General features: G+C 70.4%; 11 protein-coding genes. 2 read left to right on the top strand and 9 right to left on the bottom strand.

Going from position 1 to position 12,238, the window contains the following annotated elements; genetic code table 11:
• Positions 1–4: 4 nt before the first annotated feature.
• The 6 genes from AB0A65_RS15850 to AB0A65_RS15825 all read right to left on the bottom strand — a co-directional run bounded on the left by AB0A65_RS15850 (position 5) and on the right by AB0A65_RS15825 (position 4,905).
• Positions 5–1,180, bottom strand: a complete 1,176-nt coding sequence (locus tag AB0A65_RS15850) for an LLM class flavin-dependent oxidoreductase (protein WP_359951849.1) — start codon at positions 1,178–1,180, stop codon at positions 5–7.
• A gap of 107 nt (positions 1,181–1,287) precedes the next feature.
• Entirely contained in the window at positions 1,288–1,797 is a 510-nt protein-coding gene (locus tag AB0A65_RS15845) for a GNAT family N-acetyltransferase (protein ID WP_359951847.1), read from the bottom strand.
• 4 nt (positions 1,798–1,801) lie between these two features.
• Positions 1,802–2,194, bottom strand: a complete 393-nt coding sequence (locus AB0A65_RS15840; protein WP_359951845.1) for a YbaB/EbfC family nucleoid-associated protein — start codon at positions 2,192–2,194, stop codon at positions 1,802–1,804.
• Between the two features lie 107 nt (positions 2,195–2,301).
• A complete protein-coding gene (locus AB0A65_RS15835) occupies positions 2,302–3,381 on the bottom strand; it encodes an AAA family ATPase (RefSeq protein ID WP_359951843.1) in 1,080 nt (359 codons plus the stop codon).
• Positions 3,378–4,004 (bottom strand): nicotinamide riboside transporter PnuC, encoded by a 627-nt coding sequence (gene pnuC, locus AB0A65_RS15830; RefSeq protein ID WP_359952221.1) that lies wholly within the window; start codon positions 4,002–4,004, stop codon positions 3,378–3,380. Before pnuC ends, AB0A65_RS15835 begins: the two co-directional genes overlap by 4 nt.
• A gap of 127 nt (positions 4,005–4,131) precedes the next feature.
• Complete coding sequence (locus AB0A65_RS15825) at positions 4,132–4,905, bottom strand: DUF1684 domain-containing protein (protein WP_359951841.1); 774 nt, start codon at positions 4,903–4,905, stop codon at positions 4,132–4,134.
• Positions 4,906–5,082: 177 nt separating this feature from the next.
• Between AB0A65_RS15825 and AB0A65_RS15820 the strand changes: the two genes are divergently transcribed.
• Both AB0A65_RS15820 and AB0A65_RS15815 read left to right on the top strand, forming a co-directional pair.
• On the top strand, positions 5,083–6,609 hold the full coding sequence (locus AB0A65_RS15820) for an alpha-L-arabinofuranosidase C-terminal domain-containing protein (RefSeq protein WP_359951839.1): 1,527 nt from the start codon (positions 5,083–5,085) through the stop codon (positions 6,607–6,609).
• Between the two features lie 81 nt (positions 6,610–6,690).
• The gene (locus AB0A65_RS15815) at positions 6,691–7,686 is read left to right on the top strand and encodes a LacI family DNA-binding transcriptional regulator (RefSeq protein WP_359951837.1); all 996 of its coding nucleotides are present in this window, start codon (positions 6,691–6,693) and stop codon (positions 7,684–7,686) included.
• 55 nt (positions 7,687–7,741) lie between these two features.
• Here AB0A65_RS15815 and AB0A65_RS15810 read toward each other — a convergent pair whose 3' ends face one another.
• The 3 genes from AB0A65_RS15810 to AB0A65_RS15800 form a co-directional block, all read right to left on the bottom strand.
• A complete protein-coding gene (locus AB0A65_RS15810; protein WP_359951835.1) occupies positions 7,742–9,811 on the bottom strand; it encodes a cellulase family glycosylhydrolase in 2,070 nt (689 codons plus the stop codon).
• A gap of 128 nt (positions 9,812–9,939) precedes the next feature.
• Positions 9,940–10,551 (bottom strand): LysE family transporter, encoded by a 612-nt coding sequence (locus AB0A65_RS15805; RefSeq protein ID WP_359951833.1) that lies wholly within the window; start codon positions 10,549–10,551, stop codon positions 9,940–9,942.
• A gap of 63 nt (positions 10,552–10,614) precedes the next feature.
• Positions 10,615–12,129, bottom strand: a complete 1,515-nt coding sequence (locus AB0A65_RS15800) for a pectinesterase family protein (RefSeq protein ID WP_359951831.1) — start codon at positions 12,127–12,129, stop codon at positions 10,615–10,617.
• Positions 12,130–12,238 lie beyond the last annotated feature (109 nt).

Below are 12,238 nucleotides of genomic sequence, written 5' to 3'. Positions count from 1 at the left end.
CCCCTTACGCTTCCGGGTCCTGGGCGGCGCTGTCCTGGTAGGGCGAGTCGCCGGTGACGTTGTCGCCGCGGTTGGCGTTCGGGCGCGGCTGGCGGGCCGGTCCGTCGCCGTACTTGGCCGCGACGAGCGACGCGTGGGTGGGCGCCTCGGCGGACTCGGGGTCCTTGCGGGACGCGAGCTCCTTGCGCAGCACCGGGACGACCTCGCCGCCGAGCAGCTCCAGCTGGTCGAGGACCATGCCGAGCGGCATGCCGGCGTGGTCGATGAGGAACATCTGGCGCTGGTAGTCGCCGAACGCGTCGTGGAAGGTCAGGGTCTTGTCGATGACCTCCTGCGGGCTGCCGACGGTGAGCGGCGTGCCCTGGGTGAACTCCTCCAGGGTGGGGCCGTGGCCGTAGACGGGGGCCTCGTCGAAGTAGGGCCGGAACTCCTTGACGGCGTCCTGGCTCTTCTTCGCGATGTACGCCTGGCCGCCGACGCCGACGATGGCCTGCTTGCGCGTGCCGTGCCCGTAGTGCTCGAAGCGCTGCCGGTAGAAGTCGATGAGGCGCTTGGAGTGCGAGGTGGGCCAGAAGATGTGGTTGGCGAAGTAGCCGTTGCCGTAGAACGCGGCCTGCTCGGCGATCTCGGGCGTGCGGATCGAGCCGTGCCACACGAACGGCGGGACGTCGTCGAGCGGACGGGGCGTCGAGGTGAAGCCCTGGAGCGGCGTGCGGAACTGGCCCTCCCAGTCCACGACGTCCTCGCGCCACAGCTTGTGCAGGAGGTTGTAGTTCTCCAGCGCGAGCGGCAGGCCCTGGCGGATGTCCTGCCCGAACCAGGGGTAGACGGGCGCGGTGTTGCCGCGGCCGAGCATGAGGTCCATGCGGCCCTTGGACAGGTGCTGGAGCATCGCGTACTCCTCGGCGAGGCGCACGGGGTCGTTCGTGGTGATGAGGGTGGTCGCGGTGGTGAGGACGAGCCGCTCGGTGAGCGCGGCGATGTGCGCGAGCAGCGTCGTCGGCGAGGAGGAGAAGAACGGCGGGTTGTGGTGCTCGCCGATCGCGAAGGCGTCGAGGCCGACCTCTTCGGCCTTGACCGCGATCTTCACGATCGCGTCGATCCGCTCGGCCTCGGTCGGGGTCTCGCCCGAGACGGGGTCGCGCGTGATGTCACTGACTGAGAAGATCCCGAACTGCATCGGACTGCCTGCTCTCCCCGCCTCCGCGGGATCGAAGTTCATGCGTTTGCATCTACCTTAACGGCGGTGCGGCCCGGGGTATTCCGGTGAGGCGAGGGAGGCTCTCGTCACAGGGCGAGCGGGCGGCTCATGCAGACGCGGGGCCAGCGGTCGATGCCGTGGGCGGATTCGCGGTCGCGGATGGCGCGCAGGCCGGGGGTGAGGTCGGCGTCGGGGATGGGGGTGAAGCCGAGGCGGGCGTAGTAGGGGGCGTTCCAGGGGACGTCGGTGAAGGTGGTGAGCGTGAGCGCGTCGAAGCCGTCGGCGGCGGCGCGGGCCGCGGCGCGGTCGATGAGGTCGCGGCCGATGCGGCGGCGGGCCCAGTCGGGGTGGACGGAGACCTGCTCGATGTGCAGGGCGCCGTCGACGGGTTCGGCGATGAGGTACGCGACGGGCGCGCCGCGCTCGGCCGCGGCCCAGGCGAGGCCGGTGCGGCGGTAGTCGTCGAGCTCTTTGAGGGTGAGCGGCTCGTCGTCGGCGATGGCGGCCATGCCGACGGTGCGGAAGCACTCGCCCGCGGCGCGCTCGATGTCCTGGAGGAGGGGCAGGTCGGCGGCGGTCACGGCCCGGATGCGCATGTGGTCAGTGTGCGCCCGCGCGGCCCCGCGGGCAAGCGGGTTCGCCGCTCTCGTCCACGGCGGCGGCGAGGTCGGCCGCGAGGCGCGACGCCTGGGCGACCGCCTGCCCGTAGACGGCGACGACCGTCGCGGCGAGGTCGCTCTCGCGCATGGCGCGGATCGCGGGGCCGAACCTGATGCCGACGACGGCCCCGGCGAGGTCCACGGTGACGGTGACCTCGCCTCCGGCGGACTCGGCCTCGACGGTGGCGCTGCGGACCAGCGAACCGGCCGACTCGACGCGCCGCCGCAGCGTCCCCAGGCGCCCGGTGAGCTCGCGCAGCCGCGCCTCCAGCTCACTGGTGGCGATGGCGTCCTCAGAGAGGCTCTCGTAGTGCGGGCGTTCGGCGATGTCCATGGCGGTCCTCGTTCCCTCCGGGTCGGTCGGCTGAAGCGTAGGCACCGGTGCGTGCGCGCGGCCGCCTGCGCCGCATCAGGATCGGGGCCGGGCCCGTCAGGATCGCGTCACCGGTACTCGGGGAGCGGGTCGGCGATCCCCCAGCCTTCGGCGACGAGCGCGTCCACGGCGCGCACGGCCTGGGCGAGCCGGTCCCCGCGGGGGCCGTGGAGCTGCACGTAGCGGCGGCCGGTGCGCTCCAGCTCGTCCCGGAAGCGCCCGGTCATCCAGGGGCGCAGGTGCTCGCCGTCGCGCAGGCCGTCGTCCTCGAAGGGCACGCCCTCGTGGTCGGTGAGCAGGTACAGGTGGTGGCGCAGCGCCTCGGCGTGCGGGTCGACGGCGGGGTTGCGGCCGCCGATGTACCGCTCGTGCCAGACCGCGGTCGCGAACGCGTCGGTGTCGCAGAACAGGACGGGCCCGCCCAGGCGCGCGGCGGCCTCTTCGAGCTCGTTCTGGCGGGCGGCGATGCGCGGGAAGTCGGCGGTGTCGAACCGGACGTCGGTCCACGTCGCCCCGGGCCGCACCGCTTGCAGCGCGGCGAGCTTCTCCTCGCTGAAGACCCGCCCGTACTCGGGCACGCACCGCGTCGCGGCCCAGACGCCGCCGCGGGCGGCGTAGGCGGCGGCGAGGTCCTCGGCGATCGTGGTGGTCCCGGTGGACTCGGCGCCGACGGCGACCACGCGGAGGGCGAGCCCGGCGCGGACGGGGCCTTCGAGGTAGTCCCACGAGCTGACCGGATCGGCGCGGATCTTGGTGCCCGAGATCGGAAAGCTCGATCGGTCGGAGTCGATGTCGACGTGGATGGCATTGAAGCGCCGGGCGAGTTCGGGCCCGTACTCCTCCGAGCTGAACAGGGCATCGACACGCTCGGGGACTGCGGCTTTGAAGATGGCGACGTGCTTTCGCCAGATCCTCTCGTCCTTCAGGTCCATGTGCACGTTGTCGATGACCCCGATGAAGCGGACTCCGGGGTGGGCCTCCCGAAGCCAGGCAAGGCGGTCGGCGAGCGGAATGGACTCGACATCAGCGTGGCTGACGATCACCGTCAGTCGTTTGCACCTTGCTTGGGCGGCACGGATGAGGTGGTGGTGGCCTGCGTGGGGCGGATAGAACTTGCCGACGATGAGGCCGTGCTCGGGGAGGCTCATGCGGCCGCGCCCGCGAGGTCGGGGGCGCGGAGGTCCTTCTGCCAGTTGCGCAGGCCGAGGACGCACAGGGCGAGGAACCCGATGTAGAGCAGGGACGTCAGGTACAGGCCCTTGTAGGCGTACAGCGGGATGTAGACGAGGTCGGCGGCGATCCACAGCCACCAGGATTCGAGGCGCTTGCGCGCCTGCCCGTAGGTGGCGGCAAGAGAGAGCACTGTGGTGAGCGCGTCCCACCCGGCGACATTCGAATCGGTGTACCAGGTCAGTAGCCCGGTGATCGTCGCGATGCTCATGAGGCCGACCCCGAGGAGACCGATCCACTCGTATCCCGCGGTCCGCGAAACGGGCAGGCCCTTCCGATCGGCGGGCCCGCCGCCGCGGACCCAGTTCCACCAGCCGTAGGCGCCGAGGGCGATGAAGACGAGCTGGAGGCCCGCGTCGGCGTAGAGGCCCCACTGGGTGAACAGGACGATGAACATGAGGCAGTTGAAGATCCCGATGCCCCAGTTGGCGATGTGCTGGCGGGCGACCAGCCACACGCAGAGGGCGCCGGAGACGAACCCGAGGACCTCGATGAGGGTGGTCGGGACGCCGAACGCGTCGAACAGGACGGGGTTGGGCACGGCATCGAACACGAGGGGTCCTCTCAAGGGGCGCTTCGGGTCACGACTTTACGTCGGCGCCGGTGCGGGCCGGGGGCGTCCCGGCCCGCCGAGAGAGGCGTGCAGCCTCGGTGTCGATATATCTTCTTTAAGACGGTTTGCGCTCGCCCGCGGTGACGGCGGCGGTGAGCCGGTTCGGGCCCGGCGGGAGCGGGCAGGTGCCGTAGTCGGTGAACGCGCACGGCATGTTGAGCGAGCGGTTGAAGTCGAGGTCCACGCGGCCGTCCGGGCCGGGCGCGGGGGCCGTGAGCTGGCGGAACGAGGACGTGGTGTCGCCGTTGGTGGGGTCGCGGAACAGCAGCCACAGGCGCCCCTCCCCCGCGTCGGTGGCGACGAGCTCCTGCGGTGCGCCGTCGAGGTCGAAGCGGACGGTGCCGACGGCGTGGAGCGACTGGTCGACGCCCTCGCGGACCGAGCCGACGTCCACGAGTTCGGGCGCGGGCGCGAACGACGCGGCCACGACCCACGCGGGGTCGGGGTCGAAGGCGGGGACGCCGGTGAAGCCGGTGCGGGTCGGGGCGAGGGGGTCGCGCACGCGCACGGCGTGGCGGCCGCCGCGCGGGGCGAGTTCGAGGCGCTTGTCGCCGTAGTCGACCCAGGCGGGGCCGGCGCCTTCGGGGACCTTGAACTCGGCGGTGCCGTCGACGGCGCGGCCGGAGGCGCTGAGGCCGTCCTTCGCATCGGCGGTCACGGTGACGGCGGCGCCGTCGGAGGACCAGAGCCCGGGCAGGCCGTCGAGGGGCGCGGGCTCCTCGTCGAGCCAGTGGAACGCGGTGAGGCTGAGCCAGCCGTGGGGCTCGGCCAGCGCGGCCTCGCGGCGCTCGTGCCAGGCGTTCCATGCGCGGGTGAAGTCGTCGGTCACGTGGTGCTCCTCGGGTCGGTCCTGCCGGGTTCAAGGGCGGGACGGGCCCGGAAATTCCCTTTCGGGGAAGTCTTGACAAGCGGGCCGCGGGACCCGGTAGAGTGGGGTCGCTTTACCGATAAATTACCCCGTCCGCAGCGCGTTTCCCAGAGGGGCGCGCCTCTCTGGAAGGCACCGATGAGCAGCATCGTCAACGCCGTCGTCAACCTCGACCTCGAAGGCCCCGTCATCAGCCGCCACGTGTACGGCCACTTCGCCGAGCACCTGGGCCGGTGCATTTACGGCGGCTTCTATGTGGGCGAGGATTCCGACATCCCCAACGAGGGCGGCATCCGCCTCGACGTCGTGGAGGCCCTCCGCGCGCTCGACATCCCCAACCTGCGCTGGCCCGGCGGCTGCTTCGCCGACGAGTACCACTGGCGGGACGGCATCGGCCCCAAGGCCGACCGGCCGGTCATGGTGAACACCCACTGGGGCGGCGTCGAGGAGAACAACCACTTCGGCACCCACGAGTTCATGGCGCTGTGCGAGCTGCTCGGGACCGAGCCGTACATCTCCGGGAACGTCGGCTCCGGCACGGTCCAGGAGATGAGCGAGTGGGTCGAGTACCTCACCCGCGACGGCGACTCCCCCGCGGTGCGCGAGCGCAAGGCCAACGGCCGCGAGGAGCCCTGGAAGGTCAAGTACTGGGGCCTGGGCAACGAGACCTGGGGCTGCGGCGGCAACATGAGCGCCGAGCAGTACGCCCTCGAAGCGCGCCGCTACGCGACCTACTGCCGCGACTACGGCGACAACAAGCTGTACCGGATCGCCGCGGGCGCCTCGGACTTCTCGTACGCGTGGACCGAGACGCTCATGAAGCAGCTCTCGCACCTCGGCTGCCAGCGTGTGGAGCGCCCGCTGTACCAGGCGGTGTCGGTGCACTACTACACGATCGCGGGCACCTGGGACCACAAGGGCTCGGCGACGGACTTCACGCCCGAGGAGTACTACACGACGCTGCACAAGGCGGCGCGCACCGACGAGCTGCTCACCGGGCACGCGAACGTGATGGACCTGTACGACCCGAAGAAGGAGATCGGGATCGTGCTGGACGAGTGGGGCACGTGGTGGGACGTGGAGCCGGGCACGAACCCCGGGTTCCTGTACCAGCAGAACACGATGCGGGACGCGCTCGTGGCGAGCGTCAGCTTCGACATCTTCCACAGGCACGCCGACCGGCTCGTCATGGCGAACATCGCGCAGACGGTGAACGTGCTCCAGGCGATGATCCTCACCGACCCGGAGTCGGGCGCGCTGGTGCTCACGCCGACGTACCACGTGTTCCGCATGAACAAGGGCCACCAGGACGCCGCGAGCCTCCAGGTGCACGTCGTCGGTGACCAGCCGGTGAAGGACGTGGACGGCGCGGAGCTGTCGACCGTGTCGGTCTCGGCGTCGCGCAAGGACGGCCGCCTCCTCGTGTCGCTGTCCAACCTGGATGCGGACGAGGCCGCGGACATGGTGGTGGACCTGCGCGGCGGTTCCGTCACGGGTCTGGCGGCGGAGATCCTCACTGCGGCCGCGGTCAACGCGCACAACAGCCCCGAGGCCCCCGAGGCCGTGGCGCCGCGTGCGCACGACGGGGCGCGGATCGAGGACGGGAAGCTCTTCGTGCACCTTCCGGCGCACTCGTTCGTGACCGCGGCGGGCGATCTCGCGTAGGCGTGGACACGGCGTAGTCACGCCCTCGCACTAGGGTGGGAACATAGGAGGGTCGTCGAGTCCTGGAAGGCGGTACCCGAGATGGTGACGATGAGCGACGTGGCGCGCCTGGCGGGCGTGTCCAAGATGACCGTGTCCAACGTGGTCAACAACCGGGCCGGGGTCTCCGAGCCGGTCCGGTTGCGCGTCCTCGATGCGATCCAGCAGTCCGGGTACCGCCTCAACGTCAACGCGCGCACGCTGAAGGCGGGGCGCACGGGGGTGATCGGCCTCGCCGTCCCGGGGGTGGACCAGGCGTATTACGGGATGCTCGGCGCCCTGGTGATCGAGGCGGCGCGCTCGCGTGGCTTCCACGTGGCGATCGAGCAGACCGGCGGCAGCGACTCGGGCGAGGTCGAGGCCGTGGCGCAGTCGCACAAGCTCCAGTTCGACGGCCTGATCCTGAGCGCGGTGGTGCTCGATCCGAGGGAGCAGGCCCATTCGTGGGGCGACTTCCCGATCGTGATGCTCGGCGAGCGGGACTTCGGCGCGAGCATCGACCATGTGGGCATGGCGAACGAGGCGGGCACGCGCGCGGCCACCGAGCATCTGATCGCGCAGGGCTGCAAGCGGATCGCGAACATCACGGGGTGGACGCTCGAAGGCGTCCACGTGGTCTCGCGCCGCTACCAGGGGTATGTGGACGGGCTTGCGGCGCACGGGATCGGCCTCGACACGTCGCTGGTCGCGCTCTCGGGCATGTCGATGGAGGACGGCCGCCGCGCCGTGCGCCGCCTCCACGACTCCGGCGTCCCGTTCGACGGGGTCGTAGCGGTCACCGACACCGTGGCGATGGGCGTGGTCCGGGGCCTGGCCGACGTGGGCCTGCGCGTCCCCGAGGACGTCCGCGTCATCGGCTTCGACGACATCCCCGAGTCGGCCTACACCACCCCGGCCCTCTCCTCGGTCTCCCCCGACCACCGCTGGATGGCCGAGAAGGCCGTGGACCTGATCGCCGCCCGCATGGAGGACCCGTCCCGGCCCCCCGAGGAGCACACGGCCCCCTTCGAGCTGAAGACCCGCGAGTCGACCCGCTGACAGGGCAGGACCGGCCCGGCGCACTCGCGCCGGGCCGGTCCTGTGTTTCGGAGGGTTAAGACAGGGAGCCGGTGACGTTGCCGCCGGATTCGGTGACGTAGTAGGTGACGGTCTTACCGCTCCAGAAGTGGAACGTGAGGGTGACCTTCTGGCCGTCGTTCACTTCGGACCAGAAGGCGGTCGGGAGGGCGACGGTGCCCGCGGTGTAGTCGGGGCTGAAGGCGCGGGCGAACTCCTTGTACGAGGTCCAGTTCTGGGGGCCGGCGGGGGTGCCGTCGGCGTACTTGGCCTCCATGGTGGCGAGCTGGTCGCCCTTGAACTGGGTGGGGATCGCGAAGGTGGCTGAGGCGCCGGTGGCGGCGGACATGGTCGGCTGGTCGTAGGAGATGACGCTGATGCGCCAGGGCGCGCCCTGGGAGAACACGGCCTGGACCGAGCCCCTGACGCCGTACGAGCGGTCGCCGAGGAGCGTCGTCAGCCTGCTGGCCTTGATGGTCAGGGTGGAGCCGGAGATCGTGTAGTCGGTCCCTTGGACGAGGTTGGTGGTGCCGACGCGCAGGCCCTGGAACGTGGTGCCGTTGAGGTTGAGGGTCAGGGAGACGTCGGCGACGGTGGCGGTGCGGGCCACGTAGACCTGGTCGGAGGAGGCGGTGCCGGAGCGGGTGGTCCAGGCGGCCTTCATCATCGTGTAGAGCTCGGGGTCCTTCCACTGGAAGGCGGTGCGGTCGAAGTGCTGGCCGTTGTCCCACAGCTGGAGGGTGATGTTCTTCTGGCGCGCGTAGTAGCCGGCGTACTCGAAGAACTTCAGCTTCTCGCCCTGCTCGACGGTGCCGGTGTGGGCGTCGAAGCCGAGGAGGCCGTACTCGCCGATGAGGACGGGGATGCCGTTGGCGACGAACTCGTTGTAGGCGCGGTCGAAGTAGCCTTCGAGGTCGGCCTTCACCTCGTCGTTGAACTTGGTGTACCCGGCGATGTTGACGCTGAAGGGCCAGAACCCGTAGTAGTGGATGGTCGCGGCGATGTTCGGGTCGTCGAGGGCGGCGATGGTGTCGCTGAGCGCGTCGAGGCGGCCCTGGTCGGCGTTGGTGTGCAGCGTCGGCAGGACCAGGACGCGGTCGGCGTTGCCGCCGCCGGAGGCGCGGACGATCTCGTGGAACGAGGTGTTCAGGTCGTCCAGGAGCGCGTAGGCCGTGGTGTCGTCCACGTTGTTGAACTGGGGCTCGTTGACGCTCTCGAACAGCAGCTCGGGCGGGGCGTCGCGGAAGCGGGCGGCCAGCGCGGTCCAGATGGACTCGTAGCGGGCCTCGACGACGGTGCGGTTGGAGTTCATGTCCGCCATCCAGATCCACGAGTCGTGGTGGATGTTGATGAGGACGTACAGGTCGGCGTCGAGCGCCCAGTCCACGACCTCTTCGACGCGGTCGAGGTAGGCGGTGTCTACGGTGTAGGGCGCGGACTTGGACTGGTGGTTGTCCCAGGTGACGGGGATGCGGATGCTGTTGTAACCCTGGTTGGCGACGTTCTGGATGAGCGACTGGGTGATGCGCGGGTTGCCCCAGGCGGTCTCGTCGGAGCCGACGGAGTCGAGGGAGTTGCCGAGGTTCCAGCCCGGCTGCATGGCCGCGACGGTCTCCATGGCGTCGACACTGCCGGTGGGCGGCGGGGTGGTGGTGGGGCCGCCGGTGGGCGTGGTGGTGGGGTTGGTCGGGGTGCCGGTGCAGACGGTGCCGTTGAGGCTGAACGAGGCGGGCACGCCGTTGGTGCCGGACCAGGAGCCGTTGAAGCCGAAGGAGACCGAGCCGTTGGTGGGGATGGATCCGTTGTAGCTCATGTTCTTGGCGGTGACGGTGTCGCCGGAGTTGGTGGTGGTCGCGTTCCAGGCGTTGGTGACGCGCTGCCCGTTGGGGAAGGTCCACACCAGGCTCCACGAGCTGACCGCGGTGCCGAGGTTGGTGACGGCCACGTCGCCGGTGAAGCCGCCGCCCCACTGGGCGCTGATCTTGTAGTCGACCTTGCAGCCTTCGGCCGCGTAGGCGGCGGTGGGGGCGAGGATGCCGAGGCCCGCCGCGAAGACGGCGAGGGCGGCCACCGCCAGGGATATCCATGTCCGGGTTCGTCGCTTCATGCCTTGCATGGCGCTCCTTCTGTCCGCGTCGTGTGCCGGGGAGGACGCGCGGGGCCGCGGGAACCCATTGAGAATCCTCGATGCAAGACTAAGTTGTGAGACTAAACTTTGTCAATCGCTCCCAAGCCTCACACCAGGATTCTCACGAACTCGTACGCGAGCCAGGCCGCGAACACGAGCAGGATGACGCCGGACGCGCGGTCGAACCAGACGCGCCGCTCCTTGGTCATGAAGCGCCGCAGGCCCGTCGCGGCCCCGGCGAGGATCAGGAACCACACCCAGGAGGCGGTGACGGCCCCCGTCGCGAAGACCGTGCGCGAGGCGGCGGCCTGCGCGGCGATGGCCGCGCCGAGGACGCCCACGGTGTCGAGGACGGCGTGCGGGTTGAGCAGCGACACCGCGGCGGTGCGGCGCAGCGTGCGGCCCGGGGACCAGGTCCCCGCCTCGTCCGCGATGTCGGCGGGCTTGGCGCGCAGGGACTTCACACCGAGGTACGTGAGGAACAGGGCGCCGGCGGCGAGCATCGCGGGGCGCAGGCCCGGGACGGAGTCCAGGAGCGCGGAGGCCCCGGTCGCGCCGAGGACGATGAGGAGCGTGTCGCACAGGCCCGCCCCGGTCACGGCCCACAGCGCCCGCGGCATCCCGAGCGAGACGCCCTGGCCGAACACGAAGACGTTCTGGGCCCCGATCGGGACGATGAGCGCGAGCCCGAGGGCGAGCCCGGCGAGGAACGCGGTCACGGGAGGAGGCGGGGGTCGGTGCGCATCACCGGATCGTAGTGGCCCGGCGATGCGCACCGGCGGTCAGCGGATCGGGTTCCAGCCGTCGGAACCGCGCAGGTAGTCGACCATCTCGTAGTTGGCGGCCTCACTGGCGGACATCTGCGGCCGGTTGGCGTTCACCGTCGCGCCGGGCCCGGTGTTCTGGTACTCGCGCAGGCGCGCGTCCTCCCAGGCCAGACCGGACATGTCCGACCACGGCTCGGCCGTGCGGATGTGCGCGCCGATGTAGGTCTCGCGGTAGAGGACCTGGCCGCGCGCGGTGGTGGAGCCCCCGGCGGGCCACGGGCGGCCCAGGTACACGGAGTTGTTGGGGGCGTTGGTGGTCAGGGTGCACTGGTAGAAGAGCATCCCGTACGGGTTGGTGATCTCGGTGCTGGGCGCCACGATGTACCCGTTGTTGCTGGTGGAGCCGCGGGTGAGGGACTTGACGGTGCACCCGTCGAACACGGCGGTGCCGCGCCCGAAGATGAAGTCGACGTCCCCTTCGACGTAGCAGTCGTGGTAGTACTGGCGCGACACGGTGGTGGCGCTGGACGAGTCGGTCAGGAGGGTGTCCTGGTTGCCGAGGAAGCGGACGTTGTCGAAGACCATGCGGTCGCCCTGGACCTTGACGGCCACGGCCTGGCTGTTGCCGTTCGCGGCCTCGTCGTAGGTGTTGGCGAACGTGAGGTCCTCTGCGGTGAAGTTCGCGCCCTGCAGGAGGACCGAGGCGCTGCCGCTGGTCCCCCACGTGCCGCCCGAGCCGTTGTCGCAGCCCGCGCAGCGGTTCTCGTGGATCACGACGTCGGCGGCGTTGCCGGTGGCGCCGACGAACGTCAGGCCGGTCTTGGACGAGGGCACGGTGACCGCGCCCTTGTAGTTCCCGGCCTTGATGAGGATCGTCGAGCCGGAGGCCGCGGCGTTGACGGCGGCCTGGACGCCGGTGTAGTCCCCCGAGCCGTCGGCGGCCACCACGATGTCGGCGTCGATGTCGGGCTCGGCGGGCAGCAGCCTCCACTGCTGGTTGGTGCCGCCGGTGGCCGTGTACTGGGAGATCCTGCCGCCGTTGGCGGTCGACCACTCCCACACGTCGAGGGCCTTGCCGGAGGCGCGGTTGACGAAGGTGGCGTACCCGCCGCTCTCGGTGATGCGCCACTGCTGGTTGGTCGAGCCCGCGTCGCCCCACTGCTGGACCTTCGCGCCGTCGGCGGTGGAGCCGCCGGCGACGTCGAGGACCATGCCGGAGAGGCGGACCTGGATCTTGTAGTAGCCGCCGCCCGCGTCGGTGAAGCGGAACTGCTGGTCCTGCGAACCGTTCGAGGACCACTGGACGAGCTCAGCGCCCGCGGCGGTGGAGGCCGCGCGGATGCCGAGGACGAGGCCGGAGTGGCGGGACTGGACGTTGTACCAGACGCCGGTCTCGAACGCCTGCGCGCTTGAGGCGGTGAACAGGGCGGTCGTGGCGGCCAGGACGGCGCCGAGGAGGAGTGCGAGCGCCGCGGTGAGCACGCGCCGGGGGCGTGCTCCTTCGAGGCGCGCTGGGGCAATCGATTGCATATCGACTCCATTGGGACGCGCCCGGTCGCTGAGCATGCCGGGAAGAGATTTTTCCTCAGCAATCCAGGCATTTACAGTTGTCGATCCAGATTGTAGGGCAAACGGTCTC

Origin of the sequence: Glycomyces sp. NPDC047010 (assembly GCF_040644205.1) — a bacterium.
Classification (GTDB): domain Bacteria; phylum Actinomycetota; class Actinomycetes; order Mycobacteriales; family Micromonosporaceae; genus Glycomyces.
This window is presented reverse-complemented; position numbering and strand designations above follow the sequence as displayed.